The following is a 21,846-nucleotide window of genomic DNA, read 5'->3' on the forward strand; positions in this document are numbered from 1 at the left end:
AACCAAGCTGTTATGTCTATTAAAACTGCTGAATTTCTGGTAAGTAATTCTAATGTGGCTAAATGCCCTAAAAATAACCTGCCCGAATATGCATTTATAGGACGGTCAAACGTAGGAAAGTCTAGCCTGATCAATATGCTTACCGATCGCAAAAACCTGGCTAAGACTTCAGGAAGGCCGGGGAAGACGCAGCTTATCAACCACTTTATCATCAACCAATCATGGTATCTGGTAGATTTACCCGGATATGGGTATGCGCGGGTCTCCAAAAAAGTAAAAAAGGAGTTTCAGAAATTTATCACCCAGTATTTTGAGGAGCGGGAGCAACTCGTTTCGGCCTTCGTACTTATAGATTGCAGGCACGAGCCGCAGCCTATTGACAAAGAATTTATGCAGTATCTTGGAGAGAAGCAGATTCCGTTTTCGATTATTTTCACCAAAGCCGATAAACTGAAGCCTAAAGCCCTGGAACGCAATATTGAGAATTATAAACAGGAGTTACTGGCCGGCGCCTGGGCCGAAATGCCCAATTATTTTGTGAGCAGCGCTACAAACACCACCGGCAAAGACGAGATCATCAATTATATTGAGCAGATAAATCTACAGCTTAAGGAATCTTCGATTTAGCTTTAATCAATTCAATTAGAGCTACATCATCTTTAAGTGTTTGAATTTCGCTTTGCGAAATAAACTCAGTCAGCCCATCATCCTTCTGCTCCAGAATTACCGGAAGCTTAAACGCGAGAGCTTCGTTTCCAAACTCGTTCTGAAATTCATCTTTGTGATAGACGCTGATTTCGAAATCGCTTTGATTCAGAAATTGTTTCCAGCGCCTGTGCATGGTAAGGTTTCCGTGGGTCAACTTGCATAAATCGCAGGCATAAGTAGCCGGACTTACGATTTTATGCAGACTATCTAAAGCAGCTTGTACCCCACCCGAACGGGCATTATAGACCAGCAGGAGTTTCACTCCTTATTTTTTAAGCTCGAGTTTTTCGGCAAAATAATCACAGAAATCCATCATCGTAGCCGCCATTTTATCATCATCTGTGGCACGCTTAAAAGTTTGCGCCATACTCACCAGGGTTTGATGAAAAAACACTTTCATCTCATCTACGGGCATATCTTTGGTCCACAAATCAATGCGTGCTGCTTCCTGCTTTTTATGATCCCACAAGGCCAGCATCAGAGCCTTTGCAGCTTCGTTTTTTACGCCACCATCAGGAGCATCCCAGCTTATTTTTTCAGGAACACGGTTGGAATCTAATTCTACGCTGAGTTTTATTTCGGTTTTCATAATTTATCTACGGGGTTTGTAATTTGCTTCTTTAAAAATCTCGTCTGCAGATTTAGCGGGTAGCATCTGCAAAGGTATGTTATTGCGATCCATATAAGCCTTCACGATCTGCCAGCCGATGTAGCGACCCAGTCGTGGCGGACTGTCGTTATCAAATTCCAGATAGAATTTTGAAAACGGAGCCGGGTTGATGAACCGGCTCAATAATTTGCTATCGGTATCAAACAGCAATTTGTTTTCCACAAAATAGGTCCAGATATCGGTCTCGTTTGCCATCGCCCAGTCATACTGCTCGGGGGTGTAGTCTATGATTTCGTTTTTATCCTTCAGGGTGAGCAACCGCTCCATCAGGTAAAGCCTTTTTCCGTGGTAAATCATTTCATCCAAAAACCGGCGATTGCCTTCCCGCTTCACCCATTTGACTGCAAAGGCATTGGCCACATCAACGTCTATTTGTTCCTTTCTGAAATTCTGCGCGTAAAATTTCTGAATTCCGGTATAAAAATGATGATCGGGACCCAGATAATTATCAAGACCTATAATAAGCAAACTGTCGGTTAAAATTACGGGAGTACGAAAAGACACATCTGAAGTAACGGTCACCACTTCCGGAATTGGGGTTTTAGGGTAATAAAACGCAATGTGCTTAAAGAGGTTTTCGAGCGCGAGCGTTTCGGCATCAAAATCAGGGAATGCTTTTGCAACCTCGGTATTGAGTTCGAGTTGAATAGTGTCTTTTATCTTTTCCTGCCAAAAACCCTCGGGATAATTTCCGGGAAATAAATACGGATATTCCTGTATCAAATCGGGGAGCGATGCAGAATCAACCTGAGCAAAAGCCCTGTCAAAACGATCAACAGAAAGGCTCACAGAAATTTCTGAAATTTCGTCGGGTATTTTTACATCATTCTCACAACCAAGCATCAGGATTAGAAAAACCCCTAAAAATATGCTAAAAACGCTGAGTCCTCCGTTTTTCAAGCTGTTTAACCTGTATAATTTTAGTAAATTCACACTTATAAAATTGCGCCGCAAAGGTAGTATTTACAAACCACAAATCCCGTCACCCATGCAAACTGAAAAAGTCATCGATCACATTGTAGATTGGTTAAAAACCTATGCCACAAACGCAAACATCAGCGGTTTTGTTGTAGGCATCAGCGGAGGAATAGATAGTGCCACCACTTCAACCCTTTGTGCAAAAACCGGTCTGCGCGTCTTATGTGTCGAAATGCCCATACACCAGCCAGCCAGCCACGTTACCCGTGCTCAGGAGCATATCGCGCAGCTTAAACAGCGCTTTGCCAATGTGTCTGATGTACGCGTAAATCTTACCGAGACGTTTGAGACTCTGAAATCTGCATTACCCCTTGCTCCTGAAAGCAATGATCTTTTTCTGTCTCTTGCAAATACCCGGGCACGCCTGCGTATGAGTACGCTCTATTATTTTGCCGGCCTTCATAAGTATCTGGTAGCCGGTACAGGTAATAAAGTAGAAGATTTTGGGGTTGGGTTTTACACCAAGTACGGTGACGGCGGAGTTGACCTCAGCCCGATCGCAGATCTGATGAAAAGCGAAGTTTACAAAATTGCTGCAGCTTTGGGTGTTCCCGAAAGCATACAGCAGGCAAAACCAACAGACGGACTTTGGGGAGATGACCGAAGCGATGAAGATCAAATTGGAGCCACTTATGACGATCTGGAATGGGCGATGCTTCAGGATGAAAAAGGAAAGACTGCAGCCGACTTTGAAGGGCATAAGCGCAGTGTTTTTGAAATCTATAAACGCTTCAACACGGCAAACAAACACAAGATGGACCCGATACCGGTTTGTGTTATTCCCGATAATTTGAAGGAATTATGACTTTTATCCTGTAAATTTATTCGTACAGCGAAAAGGATTTGCAGATTGAAAGCTTCAGCCTATTTTTGATCGCAGACCCATGATAAAGTCCCTATGATTACAATTACTATAGCAGATCATCATCCTATAATTATTGATGGTCTCTCTCATATTTTAAGAGAAACTCCTCACGAAATCATCGATACCATCGTAGAGGAAAAAAACCTGATTCCGTCTCTGGAAGAACAGGTTCCTGACCTGGTTATTATGGAAATCGACATGCCTAATCTGCAAGGACTTTCTGCCATTAAAGAATTGCGCAAGCTTTTTCCCGGAATCAAGATTATGGTGCTCAGTATTCATCCCGAGGAAATGTATGCACTGAGCGCGATTAAGGCCGGAGCGATGGGATATGTCTGCAAGACTGCAGATTCTGAAGTTGTCCTGAAGGCACTTTCTCAGGTAGCTCGCGGAGGGATTTACCTCAACAATTCGCTGGTGGAGATGTTATCAAACACAGATCCTTCCAAAAATAATTCGTTGGCTTACCGGTATAAGAAGCTTTCTACCCGGGAAACCGAAGTACTCAATATGCTTTCTGCAGGAAAACGAAACAAAGACATTGCCGAAACTCTGGATATCAATGAGAAGACCGTAAGTACGTATAAAACCCGTTTGCTCAAAAAACTGGATGCAGGCAGTCTTGCCGAATTAATTCAACAGGCGCGTTTGTTACAGACTTCAGACCTTTAGATCACCCGGTTAAGTCGCTGGGCGATTAATTTATTGAGCTCCTGGTAATCCTTGATTTCCATCAGGATTTCGCGTGCAGATTCATTTTGTTCTCTAATCGATTCTGCAAGCTCTTCGATTTTACGCGTGATATAAAAACGACGCAGGTACAAAATGGTTTGAGACACCATTTGAGGAATGGTCTGGCTCTTAAGCTTAACGTAGATCTCCTGTGAATCCCAACGGTGTAAACTGTACTTTTCTTCTTCTAAAACAATATCTGAGATTAGCGCACCCTCTTCAGCATCAACACTGTTTATAAACTGATCTATTTTAAAACTTTCCTGTTGCTGCATCAGGGCTTCAATGAGTTTCTTATAAAGCACCCTAAACCGTTCGTTAGCAAACTCGGTCTCATCTTCCTGGAGGTCGAGATAAATTTTTTCGTACACATCCAGATCCAGTACTACTGCTTCCTCAACCAAATCACCATCTTCAGTCTCATTAACGACAACATCCTCAAATGAAACTTTTCGGTTTCCGTAAAGGAGTAAAAGCTCAATCAGTTTGCGTTCTAAAACAAACTGCCGGTCAATTTTTTCGACCTGCTGGTCTTTCTGCACCACCTGCATTTCGCCCTTATTGGGCCTCGCCTGCTCTTTAGCTTCCTCTTTTTTACCCGCATTGCGCATCTGAGCCAGGGTATTGAAAAGCACCGCCTCGTTGATGTCCATAATACGGGCACATTCCTGAACGTAGATTTCACGCTTAATAACATCAGGGATTTTAGAGATACTTTCAACCATATCTCTGACGAGCGCGGCTTTTTTTATAGGATCTCCTGCGGCTTCTTCGACGAGTAAGGAAGCCTTATACTGAATAAAATCTTTAGCGTTTTCTTTGAGAAAATCTTCTACTTCGGTTAAGGTATGCTTACGCGAAAAACTGTCGGGATCTTCCCCTTCAGGGAAACTGCACACCTTCACATTCATGCCCTGCTCCAGAATCAGATCAATTCCCCGAAGCGAAGCCCGCTGTCCTGCAGCATCCCCATCAAAAAGGACCGTAATATTTGGCGTCAGCCTGTTGATAAGTCGTATTTGCTCTGGTGTAAGCGCGGTACCCGAAGAAGACACCACATTTTCAATACCCAGCTGATGCATCTGGATCACATCGGTATAGCCTTCAACCAGATAGCAATTGTCTTCTTTGGCGATAGCCTGCTTGGCGTAGTAAATCCCGTAAAGCACCTTAGACTTGTGGTAAATCTCACTTTCGGGACTGTTCAAATATTTTGCAGCCTTTTTATCATTAGTGAGGATACGACCACCAAAACCTAAAACCCTTCCGCTTAGCGAATGTATAGGAAACATAACACGCCCCTTAAAACGGTCAAATTGCTTTTCCTCTTTTACGATGCTAAGCCCGGTTTTCTCTAAAAACTCCAGTTTATAGCCTTTGCGCAGCGCTTCACTGGTAAAGGCCTCCCATTCATCGGGAGAATACCCCAACTGAAATTTTTCTATGGTTTCATCAGTAAAACCGCGTTCTTTAAAATAGCTGAGTCCAATAGCCTTTCCCTGTTCGGTTTTTAGTAAGGTTCTGTGAAACCAGTCGCGGGCAAATTCAGACACCACATACATACTCTCGCGCTCGCCGGCGAGCTCCTTCTGCTCATCAGTTTGCTCGGTTTCTTCTACCTCGATATTGTATTTTTTAGCCAGGTACTTTATGGCTTCGGGATAGGTAAAATGCTCATGCTCCATTAAAAATGCCACGGCATTGCCTCCTTTTCCGCTTGAAAAATCTTTCCAGATCTGCTTTACCGGAGAAACCATAAAGCTTGGTGAGCGCTCGTCTGTAAACGGACTCAAACCTTTAAAATTAGAACCCGACTTCTTTAATTGCACAAAATCACCTATCACCTCCTCTACACGGGCAGTCTCAAATACATTGTCTATGGTGGTTTTTGAAATCAATTCTGAGGTTAGTTGTTATCGGTTAATTGTTAATTGGAGTTTGCTTTCTGCTAAAGATAAAACAGGCTGCAAATTTACTACATTAAAAAATCCTGCACGATCAGGAACCCTGCTGAAAGATTATTTTCTAAACTTACGCAACCAATATCTAAAAACGCGATCTGAATAATAAACCAACACATTATGAAAAAATTAAAATTAATCGCGTTTTCGGTATTTGTAGCTATGCTAAGTTCTTGTGACCCTGATCAAGAATCGACACAGGAGCAAGACCTCGCATATCTCAATCAGCTGCTTTCTGAAATTGAAGTTTTGGCAAACAGCAAAGACTGCACTGATGCTGCGGAGTGGGATTTTACAGGTATCGGCACTAAATCCTGCGGGGGATATGTCGGATTTATCGCTTACCACAAAGACATTGACAGCGAACTCTTATTCCAAAAAATTGAAGAGCATATAGAGGCTCAAACCATCTACAACCAAAAATGGGGGATTGCCAGTGACTGTGCCATAACTGTTGAACCTACCGGAGTGGTTTGCGAAGAAGGTAAGGCGGTTTTAACGTATTGAAGCATCACACCTATGCTGCTTTAAAAAAACTAAAGCTTTAGCAACTTCTAGGGAAATTGCTAAAGCTTTTTTACATTACCCCTTCGGGGTCAAGAGAGATAAGGGCTTAGTCCATATCAAAACGCAGACCTACAGAAAAATTGCGCTCTTCAATAGGATTGTCTTTAAATATGGGATTCAGGTCATACTTGACATACAGCGCCGTATCTCCAAAGGCCAGATAACCACTTACGCCGTAAATGAAATTGTTGGTGTTGAAATTCTGCTTGAATTTATCTTTACGCTCATCTCCGTTTTCTTCATACTTCAGTTTTTGGATGGTCAACAAATTGAAACCGGCATAACCTCCCAAACCCAATTTAAACTGATTTTTGGTTGAATACCTGATGTAATTGTCTCCGGTACGCTTGGTTGAAGGTCCGATCTCAAAATGCACCGGAAAAACCAGATGATCCATTCTGAATTTTGATTTATCAAGATTAATAGGATAGGTTTCCAAAACCGTCTGCTCGCCATCTTCTACAAAATACTGATTATCATCGAGCTTTAAGCCGTTAAACATAAAACTGAAACCGTATTTCAATCTCAAAAAATTGGTGTTATCAAACACGCGGGTTTTCCACGCGATGCCCAGTTCAAAAAAGCGACTGCCTCCTATTTTATAAGGCGAATCATTTAGCGAACGTCCCTCGCTAAGCGCGTTATTGAAGCCGATACCCAAAACCAGGTCTGATGTGGTACGGCGATCGTAAACCACCTCTTCTTTATCACTGCCCAGTCTTAGTTTTTCGTTTCCAATAAAAATCCCAAAAACCGAATCGTCTTCAATGGAATCCTCGTTACGCTCCAGCAAGTCGATCTTGCTTTCGATGATCGCAAGCTTGTCTTCGATATTTCGGGCGTGTTTGGTCGCTGCCTCCTTTTTCAAAAGATCAGCCTCTTCTTTGCTGATTTCTCCATTTTCAAAACGCTTGTTAATAGCAAGCACTTCAATTTTCAAAGCCTGTTTCTCATCGATAACCACCTGTTCTTTCTGGGCATTTAATTGCTCGATGGTTTCTGCAGTGGTCTCGCTCTGAGCCTGCATTTCAGGGGTCGCAAATCCCATAACTGCGATAAAAAGTAAAATTAAAGTTCTCATAATGTTTGGTTTAGTTTCAGGTCACCTCCCTCCGCCCCAAAGGCGGAGAGCAGCTTCCCAAAGATTGATGAATGAATGTTTGTTAATTGTTGCGCGAAGCCACAGCCTCCCGTGCTTTTAGAAACCCCTCTTTTAGTGCTTCAAAAACACGGTCTTTAAAGGAAGGATCCAATTCTTCTTCGACCTCGTAGAGCAGTGCCTCAGCATTTACTGTATTGCGGTCCTTAGCCAGTAGTTGTTCAGAAATGATATCGCGTTGTGCATCGCGCAGCAGTCTATCAATTTCGGCATCAGAATAGGCTACGCCTGCGTTTTGCTGCTCGGTAACCGTAGTTAAAAGCTTCTCAACCTCAGCATCTATTTTTTGCTGCACAGGCTCCTGTAATAGCTGATTTCCTGTTTCCTGAACCGCGACAGACGCCGTTTTGCCTGCAGTAGTTTGAGCAGGAACCGGTTTTACGGTTTCCGGTTTTTGCCGTTCTTTTTCTGCGGAAACTACCGGGGTCGTCTCTTCAAATTGCTCCTGTTGGGGCTGAAACAACTCCTGCTGAGAACGGGTTTCTATCTTTTGCTCTTCAACCGGGGCGTCTACAACCGGGTTTTGGTTTACTTCAGGAGTTATAAACAGAAACTTTCCGGCCAGGATTAATATTCCTATAAAACCTGCGGCCACTAACCAAACGGTGTATCCCTTTTTAGTTTTCCGCTTTGCGGAAGTATCCAAACCCTGCTCAATGCGTTCCCAGGCTGAAGCCGAAGGTTTAAGTTCGCGCTGCTCCAGTTTTTCTCTAATATTTTCTTCAAATTTTACCGGTGCCATAGCTGTAGGTATTAAATTCTTTTAATTTTTGCTGAAGCAGTTTGCGTGCCTTAAACAACTGACTTTTTGAGGTGCTTTCAGAAATATCAAGCTTCTGCGCAATTTCCTGATGCTTGTAGCCTTCTACCGCATACATCACAAAAACGGCACGGTAACCTTCGGGTAGCGCATCTATCAACGCCTGAATTTCCGCTACTTCCAGATTGCTGTCCTGCGGACTGTAGGTAGGATCATCACCTTCCTGCTCATAATCTGTAAACTGCATTTTGATTGTCTTGCGCAGATACGAAATAGACTCGTTAACCATAGTGCGACGCACCCAACCCTCAAAACTACCCTCATCGCGAAAGGAATCCAGATTCTGAAAAACCTTTAAAAAGCCGTTACACATAGCTTCTTCGGCTTGCATGAGATCACTAAGATATCTTCGGCACACGCTCAGCATTTTTGGTGCATGAATTTCATACAGTCTTCGCTGGGCCTCGCGATGCCCGCCTGCCGCTTTTTTAATGAGCTGCTTTTCGTTATTGAAAAATGTAATGACTTTCACAAAACCTTTAAACTGCCTGGTTCGACTCTTTATTAAGTCAGACTGAAATTCTTAAAACCGCTTTCTTAAGCAAACGGCCTTATCAAAACTGCCTTCATTTATAGAGACGCAGAAAATTGAGAAATGGTTGCCTGAGGTTTGAAAATAATTTGAAAAAATTTTAAATAAATTGATATACAGCTATTTATGTTTTAAAAAATTAAAAAAACATACTGAACCAAAACCAATCTGGCTATGATCAGGTCTGCGTGATTCGTATCAATTCTAAAAACAGGCTTCACAAACCCTTACTTCAAAGGAAGGACTTACGAGACGAATTGTTTTCAAAAAATCTATTTCTCACGCTCGATGACGTAATTCACCATCAGAATAAGCGATTCTTTATAGGGGGAGTTGGGGTATTTCTTGAGCAGGTTTAGAGCTTCCTGCTGAAGGGCTTTCATCTTGGTGACTGCATAATCTAAACCACCAATTTCTTTCACATAAGCGATAACTTCATTTACCCGGGTTTTATCCTTATTGTGATTCTTAACCGAATTGATGAGCCATTTGCGCTTTTCGGGGGTGCTGTTATTTACCGCATAAATAAGCGGAAGCGTCATTTTCTGCTCTTTGATATCGATACCCGTAGGTTTACCGATGCGCTGCGTTCCGTAATCAAAAAGGTCATCTTTAATCTGAAAAGCCAGGCCGATGAGTTCGCCGAACTTGCGCATATTCTCTACATCCTTTTTGCCGGCGTGAACCGCGCAGGCGCCCATAGCGCAACAGGCGGCGATTAAAGTTGCCGTTTTCTGGCGAATGATCTCGAAGTAGATTTCTTCGGTAATATCGAGTTTGCGGGCTTTTTCGATTTGCAGGAGTTCGCCCTCACTCATCTCGCGTACCGCTACGGAAATAATTTGGAGCAAATCAAAATCTTCATTATCAATGGAAAGTAATAATCCTTTAGAAAGCAGAAAATCGCCAACCAGAACCGCAATCTTATTCTTCCAAAGGGCATTTAGACTGAAAAATCCGCGGCGACGATAGCTGTCATCAACCACATCATCGTGTACAAGCGTCGCGGTATGTATCAATTCTATAACCGAAGCACCACGATACGTACGGTCGTTAAGACGCTCGTCACCCAGCATTTTGGCCACCAGAAATACAAACATGGGCCGCATTTGCTTCCCTTTTCGGTTTACAATAAAGTGCGTGATGCGGTTAAGCAGGGGTACTTTTGATTTCATCGAAAGCGAAAACTTTTGTTCAAAAAGTTCCATTTCGTGCGCAATAGGCTGCTTAATTTGTTCGACTACTTTCAATTCCTATTTCTATTATTATTTTAATTGCTTTTACTAACCATTTTTATTAGCAAGCTGCCCACAGGCGGCGTCAATATCTTTTCCTCTGGAGCGACGTACCGTAACCGTAATACCACGGTCTTCAAGCTTTGCCACATAGCGATTAATCGCCTCGGGATCTGCCTGCTGAAACTGCCCATCGTCAATAGGGTTATATTCAATCAAATTTACTTTACTCGGTACTGCAAGACAAAAATCAATCAGGGCTTCAATATCCTTATCCTGATCATTGATACCCCGCCAAACCACATACTCATACGTAATGCGCTTTTTAGTCTTCATATACCAATACTGAAGCGCTTCTTTGAGTTCGTGCAAAGGCATTTGCTCGTTAAACGGCATAATATCGGTACGCACTTCGTCTAATGCAGAATGCAACGAGACGGCAAGCTTGAATTTCACCCCGTCATCAGCCATTTTTTTGATGATCTTAGGTACTCCCGAAGTGGAAACGGTAATACGCTTGGGCGACATATTCAGTCCGTCTGGCGCTGTGATTTTTTCGATAGAGGCCACCACGTTTTTATAATTCATCAAGGGCTCGCCCATACCCATAAACACAATGTTTGAAAGCGGACGGTTGTGATACAAACGGCTTTGCTGATCTATTGCCACTACCTGATCGAAGATTTCGTCAGGATTTAAATTACGCATACGTTTTAAACGTGCTGTGGCACAAAATTTACAATTGAGACTGCAGCCCACCTGAGAAGATACGCAGGCGGTTGTACGTGAAGCGGTAGGAATCAAAACCGATTCTACAGTAAGACCGTCGTGCAATTTAACCGCATTTTTGATGGTGCCGTCATTGCTGCGTTGCATCTGGTCTACCTTGATGTGGTTGATCACAAAATGGGTGTCGAGAAAGCTTCGGGTTTCTTTAGACAGATTGGTCATATCATCAAAGGAATGTGCACCTTTAGTCCACAACCACTCGTAAACCTGATTGCCGCGAAATGCCTTTTCGCCCTGCTCCACAAAAAAATCACGCAATTCCTCGCGTGTTAATGCCCGTATATCTTTCTTGCTGTCTTTCACGCTGCAAAGTTACCAATTAAGAGGCTGTTAGCTTAAATTCATTTCAAACTTTTAGCAATAAACCATCTCGGGACAAACTCACAAGGCATCCCAAGTAAAAAAAGCCTTGATTTTAAAGCATCCCGATAGCAATCGGGACTGAACATTATACCCTTTGGCAGAGCCAAAAAAAAATCCCCGATACAGCGTACCGGGGATTTTTATAAAACTATCAGTTTAATTAGATGATGAGCATTGCATCACCATAGCTGTAAAACTTGTATTTCTCTTTAACGGCAAGCTCGTAAGCCTCTTTCATAAAATCGTGACCTGCAAAAGCAGAAACCATCATCATAAGCGTAGACTTAGGCGTATGGAAATTGGTAATCATACAGTTTGCAATGCTGAAGTCGTAAGGAGGAAAAATAAACTTATTTGTCCAGCCGCTAAACTCGTTAAGTGTGTGGTTTGAACTTACCGCACTCTCCAAAGCACGCATAACTGTGGTACCAACAGCACAAACTCTTCGGTTTTCCTGAATCGCCTTATTGATAACCTGAGTTGCAGGTTTCTGTATAAAAGCTTCTTCACTGTCCATTTTATGTTTGGAAAGGTCTTCAACCTCAACCGGGCTAAAAGTTCCCAGACCTACGTGAAGGGTTACTTCGGCGAAGTTGATTCCTTTAATTTCAAGGCGTTTTAGCAAGTGTTTGCTAAAGTGTAAACCGGCAGTTGGCGCGGCTACAGCCCCTTCTTCTTTTGCGAAGATAGTTTGATAACGCTCTGCATCTTCCGGCTCTACCTCACGCTTGATGTATTTAGGAAGCGGGGTCTCACCCAGCTCAGTCAATTTATTTCTGAATTCCTGATACGAACCGTCATAGAGGAAACGCAGCGTTCTACCGCGGCTGGTGGTGTTGTCGATTACCTCAGCAACCAAACTCTCATCATCCCCGAAATACAGCTTGTTCCCGATACGTATTTTACGGGCAGGATCTACTAAAACATCCCAAAGACGGGTTTCAGAATTCAATTCGCGCAGTAAGAAAACCTCGATGCGGGCACCGGTTTTTTCTTTATTACCGTAAAGACGAGCGGGAAAAACCTTGGTATTATTGAGCACCATTACATCTTCGGGCTCAAAATAATCGATAAGGTCTTTAAATAACTTATGTTCTATTGTTTTGGTTTTGCGGTTAAGAACCATTAAGCGGGCTTCATCCCTGTTTTCTGCAGGATATTCAGCCAGCAATTCTTTTGGCAAATCAAAGTTGAAATTTGAAAGTTTCATTCCCATGAGCGGTCTTTTTAAGGTATTTAAAATAGCGTGCAAATATACAACCTCAGGGTAGGGGTTGTCAAGTAAAACAGCGTTTAATTTGTGACGCAGTGACTTATGCCTGAAGCAGCAGGTATTCTAAGGCTTTAGGTGAAAAAATCAGCGCTCGTTTATTTCAAAACCAAGGGATTTCAGATCATCCCAATAATCGGGATAGGATTTATTTACGACCTCGGCATCTTCAAAAGCAATAGGAACACGCAATGCCATAGGCGCAAAAGCCATCGCCATGCGATGATCCTGATAGGTTTTGATGGTAACATCTGCCTGGTAATTTGTTCCCGGTTTCAGGTGTAAGGAGTCGTTAGACACGCTAATTTCAGCGCCCAGCTTGGTAAGTTCAGCCTTTAAAGCTTCAAGCCGGTCGGTTTCTTTTATTTTGAGGGTATGAAGACCGGTTAAATCACAACCTATTCCCAGGCCGTAGCAGGTAACAGCGATTGTTTGCGCAATGTCAGGACTGTTTGCCAGGTCGAAAGCAACACGTTTCGATTTGGGCTCCTGTATTTTTTTCAGAAGGATTTCAGTATCCAGATAGGTAGTTTCCACGCCCAGTTCCGTATAGATTTCGGCCAGTGCCGAATCACCCTGTAAACTGTTTTTCTTGTAGCTTGACAATTTCAGCGCTGCTGAATCACAAAGTGCTGCAAGACTGTAATAATAGGAAGCGCTGCTCCAGTCAGACTCCACCACCATTTCGCTTACATCTACCGAAGATACCGGTTTGACGGTAATGATTTGGCCTTCAAAAGTACTGTCAATTCCCAATTGGGTGAGTAAAGACCGGGTCATTTCAATGTAAGGCACCGAAGTGATTTTCCCAATAAGTTCAATTTCAATTCCATTAGGCAGAGAGGCTCCCACCATCATCAAAGCCGAAATGTACTGGCTGCTCACATTAGCCTCAAGAGCCACTTTATTTTGCTCCAGCTTTTTACCTTTAATCAAAAGAGGCGCGAAACCCTCATTCTTAAGATAGGTAATATCTGCACCCAGACTGTTGAGGGCGTTAACCAAAAGACCTATGGGTCGCTCCTGCATGCGGCTGCTCCCGGTGAGAATGGTTTCGCGACCTTCATAAGCCGCAAAATAAGCAGTTAAAAAGCGCATTGCAGTACCAGCATGGTGTATGTCTACCGTTTTTTCTGTAGATGCCAGCGCCTGCTGCATCATATCACTGTCTTCGCTATTAGACAGATTTTTTATTTCAAAATTGCCAAAGAGCGCCTGTAATAGTAAAAGTCGGTTGCTTTCGCTTTTAGAGCCGGTAATACGTACGGTTCCGTTAAGGTTGGGCTGTTTTTGCTGAAGTTTTAGAATCAAAATGCAGTATTAAAACGTGGTTGTTATTTCAGTTTTGTATTGGAGTGATGCCTGTCGTGATCCCTTTTGGTTTTAAGATCCAGTTTTTTATCGAAGGCTTCCTGAAGGTTTATTCCGGTCTGGTTGGCCAGGCAAAGCACTACAAAAAGCACATCGGCGAGTTCTTCCCCCAGATCTTTGCTTTTATCGCTTTCCTTTTCGCTTTGCTCCCCATAACGACGTGCGATAATGCGGGCGACCTCCCCTACCTCTTCGGTAAGCTGAGCCATATTGGTAAGTTCATTGAAATAGCGTACTCCGTGTGCTTTGATCCAGTCATCAACGGCTTTCTGAGCGTGGTCAATCTTCATAAAACAGGAATCTTAATTTAGGTGTGCTAAATTAAAGCAAAGCGCCTAACTATCCCATATTAAGGTTGTCAAATACTGAAATCTTTGAGCTTTAGACCTTTTCTAAGACCACTTTCTCATTCTCTTTATCTACCCGGAGTTTGTAAAACTCTTTAAGAGACTCGTAGTATTCCACCGGAATGACGTGCTTTTTCAGCTTAAACCGCATCATAACCTGCAGCATCCCATTATTTTCGGCTATTGAATAAAAGAACGTACCGGAATCATCGGGCAAACCCAAATTAGTACTCTCAGGCAGGGAAGAAACTTTATAGCCCTTGGGCAACTGCATATTTATGGTGATGTCTTTTGAAAATGGATAGTCAAAGGAAATAGGAAACTGACGGCTATCTGATTTAAACGGATTTTCTGATAAGCGCAAAAACCCAAGCGGACTCACAAAAATCTTATTTCCTACCCGATCTACACCACGCTCAACCTTAAAATTGAATGACCTAACGATAGGTGCTTCAAATGCATCAACCCCTTCAAGATCGTAATTGAGTATTTCACTAACAGCGTATTTTTCCTGCTCCTCCTCTTCCCATTCTGACTTATCGTGCGAAAAGTAATTGTGCCTAAAATTAAGAGCCTCAAGACTGCTCAATCGCTCTTTATAATCGCCTTCAATTATACCTTCTTCGGAAATAGAAGCCTTTAAAAATATGGTTGAAGCAGGCGCTATGTTTTCAAATAAATCAATTTCCTGCGAAACACCCTGAAAACTAACCATTCTTCCCGTCCAGTTATACACTCTGTTAGGAAGTATGTCTGGACTGCTCATTTTATCTGTTGCATCAAGGAGAATGACTTTGCCTTTGTTTCTCACTCCCGCAATCACATAATTATAACCCTCCAAAGTAGGATATAATGGAATGCCGTATTGCTTTGAACTTAACAAAACCGGGTATACCTCGAGACCACACTCCTTAAGTAACGCAATGAGGGTTAAATTGATTTCGGCCACACTTCCAGAGCCTCTTTCATATGCTTCATCAAGTTCATCTTCAGCATATTTAGTATACTCGCCGTCCCAGGTCATTCGGGTTTTGATGTGATCTAGAATAAAATCGATCTTCTCGGCATCGCTCAATTGCTTTTGAAAAATCATCTCTTTCACGTCTTTTAAGAAACGGGTTCGCTCGAGGCGCTCTCCAAAACGGGAATCTTTAAAAATCGTGCGGGCTACCTCATCCCAGGTTGTTGCATATTCTTTTTTATTTCCTCTGGTAAATTCGGTAGAAACCAACTCATAGATTACGCTCATTCGGTAACTGCGCGGGTTGGTCACATAAATCTCTTCTTTAAGAGCAGGCACATCTTCTTTTTCGTAAACGGCAACAAGCTCTGAAAACGACAATCGTGCGCTACGGGAGTTTTGAGTATTAGTGCCGTAACTATCTTTCATATTGTACGTTACACCCAGAGTGCGCTTTTCAATTTTCTCCTCCGGCTGTACATTAAAATACCCTCTGCGTATTCTTCTAAAAGTAAATGCTCCGGGAGTTCTTATGGTAGCGTGATAAGCGACAACCGGTATATCTTCCTGAAAAATAAGATCATCTACCTTTTAAAAAGGAGAAACCGTCTTGTAACCCCATTCTACGACCGATCCCACCTTGGCATCGGGCATGGTAAAGGCCGTTTCATCAAAGTGTTCAGAAACCTCACGCTCAAATATTGCCGATTTTTCCAACTCTTTCGAATCAATCTTACCATTCTCCAGATTATAGGTATTTCCCCAGACTCCGGTGACAAATTCTTTACTTTCGTCGCGTTTGTAAGAAGATATCTTTTTGGTGGCATAATCTAATCCGGCTTTATTCAGAATTTTGATACGTTCGGTAAATTCATTGATTATGAGGAAACCATCTTTATCTGTATAATCAAAATAGGTCTCTCTGTGTTTATTTAAATAAATTGCCGGTGCAGCCGAATCCTTTGCATATAGGGTCATTTTCAACTGATCTTCGGTCACCTTATCTAAAGGATTTTTTTGAGCGAAACCTTCAATCGAAAACAATACTCCAAAGCACACTACTGCGGTGTAAAACTTATACCAATTCAAATCTTCTATATTTTAGCTAAAACAACTTTTTCATTCTCTTTAGAAACCACCATCGCATAAAACTCCTTAAGCCCCTGATACAAATCTGGTGTGATTATAGAGCTGTTAATTACCATTTCTGTGGAAATCTGAATAGTATTGTTAGTGTTTGAAATGAGGTATTTAAACGAGCCCAAATCATCTCCAAAAGTAAAAATCCCGTTCTCCGGAAGGCTTTCAACAGTATAGCCTTTGGGCAAATTAATGGTGATAATATACCGGTCTTTCCAGGGATAACCAAAATCTACCGGATGCCGCCTTTGCTCAGACTTAAAGGGAGTCTCCTGACTGGCTAAATGCAGTAACGGACTGATAAATACTTTATCGCCTACGCGCTCTACCCCATCTGCCATTTCAAAATCATAACTTATTTGTACCGGCTCGTATGGATTCTCCAGATTTTCTATTTGAATTTGGTTGAGTTCAATACCCGAATACCTCCGCTCATAGGCTTCAAGCTGCTCCTGCTCATCTTTACCCCCAAAGTTTTTGCGGTGACGCAAACCATAGTGACCTGTAAATTGACTTCTCACTTTGGTATTCAATGCAAAATTTTCATCAATTTCAGCATTAACCATTGTGTTTTCCTGAGCATGACTCCCGGGATTTAGACTTACCCAGTCTGAAGTACCGTCTTCACGTATAAGCCTGCCATTCCAGTTCAATAAAGCCTCTTCAAGCAAATTAACGGCCCCAATCTTGTTTGTAGCATCCATCAATAAAACAGTGCCCTCTATAACCACCCCTGCGATGACATGGTTAAACCCGTTGCGGGTGGGAAAAATAGGGATCCCATTATCGCGGGTGCTCAAAATAACCGGATTTGCATCAAGCCCGGCATAACGCAGCATATTAACTAAAGTTAAATTGATGTCTGCACTGTTTCCGGAGCCTTTTTTATATGCGTTTTTAGCACCTTCATCGGCATATATACCTAAATACCCATTCCAGGTCATTCTGCGTTTGGCATACTCAAAAATGCGAACAACCTTTTCTTTAGGATCGCTTACGCCTTACAAAATCTCATCTAAATCATCATCAAAATAACGATCGCTTTTAAGCTGACCACCAAAACCCTCAGAATCATAAATGGTTTTACAAACAGCTTCCCAACTACTGGTTCTGGTTTCTATAGGCTCATTAGGAAACTTGGTGTACGACAGTTCAAAGCTAACAGCAGCTCTGTAGTTGTCTATATTAGAGGAGAAGGCTTCTTCCCGCATCGCAGGCACATCCTGCACCTTGACGGAATAAGTCTTATTCATCAAATCGATACTTTGGGATTGCAAAGTCCCTCTGCTTCCTCCCCGTAACCCGGCATTATAGGCACCTACCCGGGAAGTAAAATTTATCTTATCTGCCTTATTGGTTTCCTGTATATCTAAAGGAAATAAACCTTTTCGATGCAATTGAAAAACCAACCACTCCGGACTTTCAAAGGTTAGTTCTGCCTTGTTTACCGGGATGTCTTCCTGAAATCTTATCTCATCAACATCGCTAAGATAGGGAGAGAAAAATTTATACCTGAATTCAACGATGCAACCGGGTTGTAAATTGGGCATTGTAAATTTTTCGACATTAAAATTTTTACTTCGCTCTTCTTTAAAAATACCGTCATTATCTAATTTATACTCTTCGATCTTCCCATTCTCAAGAGTGTAGGTAACCGCCTTTAAGTTAGATACGTTTTCATCTTTGGTTCCGCCTACAAAAACGGGAATTACGTGGGTTCCCCAGTCAAAACCGTCTTTGTTATAAATTTTAATACGCTGAAAAATTTCGGTTGTAAGAGTAAAACCGTCATTAGGCGAATATTCAATATGTGAATATTGCTCTTTATAAAGTATTGCTGCATTTGCCGCAGAATCTTTAGGATGTACCTGTTCCTGTAATTCTTCTTCAGAAACTTTACCAAATCTGAAATCCTGACCGTAGCTTAATGCACTTCCCAAGAGAAATGCGTAGAGTATTAGTTTATGCATAACTTAAATTTTCTCGATAAATAACTTTTGATTATCCTCGCGTACTACATTCTTGTAGAATTCCCGATACTTTTCGTAAGCTTCAACGGCATAACTCCCTTCGTTTAATTTGAAGGTACGCTTGTAGCTTACCGTATTTTCATTTACCTGTATTTCGGTTTGATAGCTTCCAAATTCTTCCTCCAGGAGTGCGGGCTCGGCAATTGCGCCAAGCTTGTACCCTTCGGGTATTTTAAAGCTAAGCTCGTGCTGACGGATAAAGCCTCGGAGGATAACGAAATCTGATTTACGGTCTGTATAACGGGGAGGAATCATGTCGTTAGACCATGAAAAGGGATTTATTTTCGCCAGATAATCCTCGCCTATTTTGGAAGCGTAATTGCGGGCATTTAGTTTTAACTCCTCTTCATAAACCACGCGGTCGCGATCATTTACAAGTTTAATATCTGAAACGCTCAGACTTTTTAACCCGGAAAAATTCTCGTAGTAATAATCACTAAGATCTTTCTGATCTTTATTTTCCAGACCCATTTTTGAGGAATAGAAAATTCCTTTAGAAGTTTCGGTATACGTGCCGGTAAGGTTTCCCTCGGCATCCAGTTCAATCTGAGCAACAATCTTCCCTATATTATCCTCCTGATTGTATTTCGTTGTTCGTGCAAGTTTGCCACCTTCCTCCGTAAGCAGCAAAACATCCCGATCGTCTGTGAAGGTACCCATATAAGCAAAGGGCGTTTCCTGACTGGTACATTCTAAAAATTTAATTTCATCACCCAACTGCACCCCCAGGATGGCATGATTTCCCTGAATGGCAACAACATCTGTATCTAAAGACTGTTTATCCTCGTCAGCATAAAGCAATGTGTAATAGGATTTAACACCTGCAACATTGAGCAGGCTTTGAAGATAATTACTTAAGGCCTTACAATCGCCGTAACTCAATCTGTGCACGTCTGATGCTTTCATAGGTTTCCAGCCGCCTATTTCAACCTGAATACTTATATAACGTACTTTGTCCTGTAGGTATTGATATAATGCCCTTGCCTTTGCTTCATCGTCTGGTAAGTCTTTCACCAAATTTTGTACCTCCTGAATAGTTGCTGCATCCAGCTCCTGAGTATCCTTAATTAAATCATCATATACCCATTTTCCAAATGCCTCCCAGGTACCACCCACCCCGGGTACACCTTTGAGATAAAACTTATCGAAATAGGCTTTTACCCGTGGAAATCGCTTTTCAAACGCCGGAGATTTATACTCATAAGATACCGGCTTTATGTCACGTGCGACCCACACAGTCTGCTCGGGCGTTTCAGTATATTCAATATCGTAACCCTCAAAATTGGTCGCCTTAAAGTGCAGGCTGTCTTCGGGTTTATGTATGATTGTAAATTTAGAAAACTGCGTGCCGCTGTCATATTGAGAAACCGGCATCCATGATCTTACAAAAGCCGTGGTTTCTGAAGCCGTTTCTGAAGAAAACCGAATGGTAAAAGGATAGCGTGTTGGAGTATAGTCAAGAGCCAGAACACGATTATCCTCGTAAAGACTAATCTCACTTACCGCACTATAATCCTTAAAATCACGCTTTTTTATTTTTTCAGTCTCATTACCTATAAGATCATAGATAATGGCTTCAACATGGGTAACCTTTGAGTTATTATCATAACCTACACCTGCTTGCACATCCCGCAAACCAGCTTTATTATAAACGGTTACAATACGGTCAATAGTCGTTTTTAATTTTCCTTCATCAGAAAAATCAAGGGTAATATCTTCATACCGCAATACACTATCTGCCCCCTCTGAAAGTGCAGGATCTACACTTAAGGCGGAAAAATCTTCTTGGTATTGACTAAATGTTAGTAGGGGGGTAACAAGTAGAATAAAAGCTAACGTTCTAATCATCATAAGAAAGTTGCCAATATACTAAAATATTGTTAAAAACTATTCTTTATTTTTTGAATCGATAAAAATAGTCACCGGTCCGTCATTTATAAGAGCTACTTTCATATCTGCTCCAAAGACTCCCGTTTTCACCTGTTTATGCAATTTTTTGGAGAGTTCACTGTGAAATTTTTCATAGAGCGGGATGGCCACATCAGGCTTGGCAGCCCTTATAAATGAGGGCCTGTTTCCCTTTTTGGTAGAAGCGAAAAGGGTAAACTGACTTATAAGTAAAATAGCTCCTTCCTGATCCTGAATACTCTCATTCATCAATCCTTCGGCATCGCCAAAAACACGTAAGCCGCAAATTTTAGAGCTGAGCCATTCTATATCTGCATCGGTATCTTCGGGCTCAACCCCAAGCAATACCACAAAACCTTTACCAATCGTGCCGGTAATCACATTGTCTATAGTAACCGAAGCTTCACTAACGCGTTGTATGATTGCTCGCATGAATTTTTGGTTTTATTGATTTTGATCGTAGTTGGTTCTGCGGTAGTTTTCATCGTCTCCTTCCAGAATTTGGCGGTAACTTTGATATCTGGACCAGTACAATTTATCTTCTTCGAGGGCAGCCTTTATAGCGCAATGCGGTTCTTCGAGATGCAGGCAATTATTGAATTTACACTGATCTTTCAGCTCAAAAAATTCGGGAAAATAGTCTCCCACCTCCTCTTTTTCCATATCAACCACTCCAAAACCTTTGATTCCGGGGGTGTCGATAATACGGGCGCCAAAATCAAGGTCAAACATTTCGGCAAAGGTGGTTGTATGCTGCCCCTGCATATGCTGATCGCTGATCGCTTTGGTTTTTAAATCGAGCGCAGGCTCAATGGCATTTACCAATGTGGATTTCCCTACCCCGCTGTGGCCTGAGAATATACTGGTCTTACCCTGCATCAGAGCCTTTACTTCTTCTATATTTTTGCCTGTTTTAGCCGAAATACCAATACACGTGTACCCGATATCCCGATACAGTTCTGCCAGAAATTTTACCTCGCCAAACTCCTCATCACTCAACGCGTCTACCTTATTAAACAGAAGCACCGCTTCAATATGATAAGCCTCGCAAGTGACTAGAAATCGGTCTATAAAAGCCGTAAATGTAGGTGGATTGTTTAGCGTGATGACCAAAAAACACAAATCAACATTTGCTGCAATGATGTGCGTTTGCTTTGAAAGGTTAACCGATTTACGAATGATATAATTATCCCGATTCTCAATATCTTTTATGACACCTGTTACGGCATCACCGGTTTGCTCGAGCTCAAAAACTACACGATCGCCTACCGCGACAGGATTGGTACTTTTAATACCCTGTATTCTGAAGCGCCCTTTAATACGGCAATCGTAGAACGTGCCATCTTCTGCCTTAACGCTGTACCAGCTTCCTGTTGATTTGTAAACGGTTCCTTTCAAATGGTATTTTTACTATTTTAGTTTTGTAAAACTACTTTATTT

Annotated in this window: 23 protein-coding genes and 1 pseudogene; 4 read left to right on the plus strand and 20 right to left on the minus strand. The window is 42.0% G+C overall.

The window, feature by feature from the left end; genetic code table 11:
- Positions 1 to 12: 12 nt before the first annotated feature.
- Complete coding sequence (gene yihA / locus LLW17_RS15435; protein WP_228231186.1) at positions 13 to 627, plus strand: ribosome biogenesis GTP-binding protein YihA/YsxC; 615 nt, start codon at positions 13 to 15, stop codon at positions 625 to 627.
- On the opposite strand, the gene LLW17_RS15440 is transcribed toward yihA, so the two are convergent.
- From LLW17_RS15440 to gldB, 3 genes are read right to left on the minus strand one after another with little or no spacing between them, the layout of a single operon-like run.
- Positions 608 to 970 (minus strand): GTPase, encoded by a 363-nt coding sequence (locus LLW17_RS15440; RefSeq protein WP_228231187.1) that lies wholly within the window; start codon positions 968 to 970, stop codon positions 608 to 610. The genes yihA and LLW17_RS15440 overlap by 20 nt on opposite strands.
- Before the next feature lie 3 nt (positions 971 to 973).
- Positions 974 to 1,297 (minus strand): gliding motility protein GldC, encoded by a 324-nt coding sequence (gene gldC, locus LLW17_RS15445; RefSeq protein WP_228231188.1) that lies wholly within the window; start codon positions 1,295 to 1,297, stop codon positions 974 to 976.
- A gap of 3 nt (positions 1,298 to 1,300) precedes the next feature.
- Entirely contained in the window at positions 1,301 to 2,278 is a 978-nt protein-coding gene (gene gldB, locus LLW17_RS15450; protein WP_228231189.1) for a gliding motility lipoprotein GldB, read from the minus strand.
- 88 nt (positions 2,279 to 2,366) lie between these two features.
- Here gldB and nadE point away from each other — a divergent pair, with 88 nt between their 5' ends.
- Positions 2,367 to 3,161 (plus strand): NAD(+) synthase, encoded by a 795-nt coding sequence (gene nadE, locus LLW17_RS15455; protein ID WP_228231190.1) that lies wholly within the window; start codon positions 2,367 to 2,369, stop codon positions 3,159 to 3,161.
- A gap of 93 nt (positions 3,162 to 3,254) precedes the next feature.
- Positions 3,255 to 3,893 carry a response regulator gene (locus LLW17_RS15460; RefSeq protein WP_228231191.1) on the plus strand — a complete coding sequence of 213 codons (639 nt, stop codon included), beginning with the start codon at positions 3,255 to 3,257 and terminating at the stop codon, positions 3,891 to 3,893.
- Here LLW17_RS15460 and dnaG read toward each other — a convergent pair.
- Positions 3,890 to 5,851 (minus strand): DNA primase, encoded by a 1,962-nt coding sequence (dnaG, locus tag LLW17_RS15465; protein WP_228231192.1) that lies wholly within the window; start codon positions 5,849 to 5,851, stop codon positions 3,890 to 3,892. The two genes, LLW17_RS15460 and dnaG, sit on opposite strands and share 4 nt — an antisense overlap.
- 183 nt (positions 5,852 to 6,034) lie before the next feature.
- Here dnaG and LLW17_RS15470 point away from each other — a divergent pair, with 183 nt between their 5' ends.
- Positions 6,035 to 6,421: a hypothetical protein gene (locus LLW17_RS15470; RefSeq protein WP_228231193.1), complete on the plus strand. Its 387-nt coding sequence runs from the start codon at positions 6,035 to 6,037 to the stop codon at positions 6,419 to 6,421.
- Positions 6,422 to 6,527: 106 nt separating this feature from the next.
- Here the strand turns inward: LLW17_RS15470 and LLW17_RS15475 are convergent, their stop codons facing one another.
- From LLW17_RS15475 to rsgA, 16 genes and pseudogenes are all read right to left on the minus strand, one after another.
- Positions 6,528 to 7,562, minus strand: a complete 1,035-nt coding sequence (locus LLW17_RS15475; RefSeq protein ID WP_228231194.1) for a hypothetical protein — start codon at positions 7,560 to 7,562, stop codon at positions 6,528 to 6,530.
- Between the two features lie 82 nt (positions 7,563 to 7,644).
- Positions 7,645 to 8,382, minus strand: coding sequence for a hypothetical protein (locus LLW17_RS15480; RefSeq protein WP_228231195.1), 738 nt, complete (start codon positions 8,380 to 8,382; stop codon positions 7,645 to 7,647).
- Entirely contained in the window at positions 8,363 to 8,932 is a 570-nt protein-coding gene (locus tag LLW17_RS15485) for an RNA polymerase sigma factor (protein ID WP_228231196.1), read from the minus strand. Before LLW17_RS15485 ends, LLW17_RS15480 begins: the two co-directional genes overlap by 20 nt.
- 332 nt (positions 8,933 to 9,264) lie before the next feature.
- Positions 9,265 to 10,242, minus strand: coding sequence for a polyprenyl synthetase family protein (locus LLW17_RS15490; RefSeq protein WP_228231197.1), 978 nt, complete (start codon positions 10,240 to 10,242; stop codon positions 9,265 to 9,267).
- Between the two features lie 33 nt (positions 10,243 to 10,275).
- Entirely contained in the window at positions 10,276 to 11,319 is a 1,044-nt protein-coding gene (gene rlmN / locus LLW17_RS15495; protein WP_228231198.1) for a dual-specificity RNA methyltransferase RlmN, read from the minus strand.
- 220 nt (positions 11,320 to 11,539) lie between these two features.
- The gene (gene queA / locus LLW17_RS15500; protein WP_228231225.1) at positions 11,540 to 12,589 is read right to left on the minus strand and encodes a tRNA preQ1(34) S-adenosylmethionine ribosyltransferase-isomerase QueA; all 1,050 of its coding nucleotides are present in this window, start codon (positions 12,587 to 12,589) and stop codon (positions 11,540 to 11,542) included.
- Between the two features lie 147 nt (positions 12,590 to 12,736).
- Positions 12,737 to 13,960: a 3-phosphoshikimate 1-carboxyvinyltransferase gene (locus tag LLW17_RS15505; protein WP_228231199.1), complete on the minus strand. Its 1,224-nt coding sequence runs from the start codon at positions 13,958 to 13,960 to the stop codon at positions 12,737 to 12,739.
- A 23-nt stretch (positions 13,961 to 13,983) separates the two neighbouring features.
- The gene (locus tag LLW17_RS15510) at positions 13,984 to 14,310 is read right to left on the minus strand and encodes a nucleotide pyrophosphohydrolase (RefSeq protein ID WP_228231200.1); all 327 of its coding nucleotides are present in this window, start codon (positions 14,308 to 14,310) and stop codon (positions 13,984 to 13,986) included.
- Between the two features lie 91 nt (positions 14,311 to 14,401).
- A complete protein-coding gene (locus LLW17_RS15515) occupies positions 14,402 to 15,757 on the minus strand; it encodes a DUF3858 domain-containing protein (RefSeq protein WP_228231201.1) in 1,356 nt (451 codons plus the stop codon).
- 162 nt (positions 15,758 to 15,919) lie between these two features.
- Entirely contained in the window at positions 15,920 to 16,417 is a 498-nt protein-coding gene (locus LLW17_RS15520) for a hypothetical protein (protein ID WP_228231202.1), read from the minus strand.
- Between the two features lie 5 nt (positions 16,418 to 16,422).
- Complete coding sequence (locus LLW17_RS15525; RefSeq protein ID WP_491546742.1) at positions 16,423 to 17,172, minus strand: DUF3858 domain-containing protein; 750 nt, start codon at positions 17,170 to 17,172, stop codon at positions 16,423 to 16,425.
- 27 nt (positions 17,173 to 17,199) lie between these two features.
- A pseudogene (locus LLW17_RS19095) lies at positions 17,200 to 17,454 on the minus strand (transglutaminase domain-containing protein); the annotation flags it as partial.
- Positions 17,455 to 17,469: 15 nt separating this feature from the next.
- Positions 17,470 to 18,438 (minus strand): DUF3857 domain-containing protein, encoded by a 969-nt coding sequence (locus LLW17_RS15530; protein WP_228231203.1) that lies wholly within the window; start codon positions 18,436 to 18,438, stop codon positions 17,470 to 17,472.
- A gap of 3 nt (positions 18,439 to 18,441) precedes the next feature.
- Complete coding sequence (locus tag LLW17_RS15535; protein ID WP_228231204.1) at positions 18,442 to 20,349, minus strand: DUF3858 domain-containing protein; 1,908 nt, start codon at positions 20,347 to 20,349, stop codon at positions 18,442 to 18,444.
- Between the two features lie 36 nt (positions 20,350 to 20,385).
- The gene (dtd, locus tag LLW17_RS15540) at positions 20,386 to 20,838 is read right to left on the minus strand and encodes a D-aminoacyl-tRNA deacylase (protein WP_228231205.1); all 453 of its coding nucleotides are present in this window, start codon (positions 20,836 to 20,838) and stop codon (positions 20,386 to 20,388) included.
- 12 nt (positions 20,839 to 20,850) lie between these two features.
- Entirely contained in the window at positions 20,851 to 21,804 is a 954-nt protein-coding gene (gene rsgA / locus LLW17_RS15545; RefSeq protein WP_228231206.1) for a ribosome small subunit-dependent GTPase A, read from the minus strand.
- Positions 21,805 to 21,846: the final 42 nt, after the last annotated feature.

The organism is Leeuwenhoekiella parthenopeia (assembly GCF_020782115.1).
In the GTDB taxonomy this organism is placed as follows: domain Bacteria; phylum Bacteroidota; class Bacteroidia; order Flavobacteriales; family Flavobacteriaceae; genus Leeuwenhoekiella; species Leeuwenhoekiella parthenopeia.

Bases quoted from the DNA above. Each gene is read 5' to 3' on its own strand.
- gldC (WP_228231188.1), bottom strand. From the start codon at position 1,297: ATGAAAACCGAAATAAAACTCAGCGTAGAATTAGATTCCAACCGTGTT.
- LLW17_RS15460 (WP_228231191.1), top strand. From the start codon at position 3,255: ATGATTACAATTACTATAGCAGATCATCATCCTATAATTATTGATGGT.
- yihA (WP_228231186.1), top strand. From the start codon at position 13: ATGTCTATTAAAACTGCTGAATTTCTGGTAAGTAATTCTAATGTGGCT.
- LLW17_RS15515 (WP_228231201.1), bottom strand. From the start codon at position 15,757: ATGAAAGATAGTTACGGCACTAATACTCAAAACTCCCGTAGCGCACGA.
- LLW17_RS15530 (WP_228231203.1), bottom strand. From the start codon at position 18,438: ATGCATAAACTAATACTCTACGCATTTCTCTTGGGAAGTGCATTAAGC.
- LLW17_RS15525 (WP_491546742.1), bottom strand. From the start codon at position 17,172: ATGGATGCTACAAACAAGATTGGGGCCGTTAATTTGCTTGAAGAGGCT.
- LLW17_RS15510 (WP_228231200.1), bottom strand. From the start codon at position 14,310: ATGAAGATTGACCACGCTCAGAAAGCCGTTGATGACTGGATCAAAGCA.
- LLW17_RS15475 (WP_228231194.1), bottom strand. From the start codon at position 7,562: ATGAGAACTTTAATTTTACTTTTTATCGCAGTTATGGGATTTGCGACC.
- dtd (WP_228231205.1), bottom strand. From the start codon at position 20,838: ATGCGAGCAATCATACAACGCGTTAGTGAAGCTTCGGTTACTATAGAC.
- LLW17_RS15480 (WP_228231195.1), bottom strand. From the start codon at position 8,382: ATGGCACCGGTAAAATTTGAAGAAAATATTAGAGAAAAACTGGAGCAG.
- nadE (WP_228231190.1), top strand. From the start codon at position 2,367: ATGCAAACTGAAAAAGTCATCGATCACATTGTAGATTGGTTAAAAACC.
- LLW17_RS15470 (WP_228231193.1), top strand. From the start codon at position 6,035: ATGAAAAAATTAAAATTAATCGCGTTTTCGGTATTTGTAGCTATGCTA.
- queA (WP_228231225.1), bottom strand. From the start codon at position 12,589: ATGAAACTTTCAAATTTCAACTTTGATTTGCCAAAAGAATTGCTGGCT.
- LLW17_RS15535 (WP_228231204.1), bottom strand. From the start codon at position 20,349: ATGATGATTAGAACGTTAGCTTTTATTCTACTTGTTACCCCCCTACTA.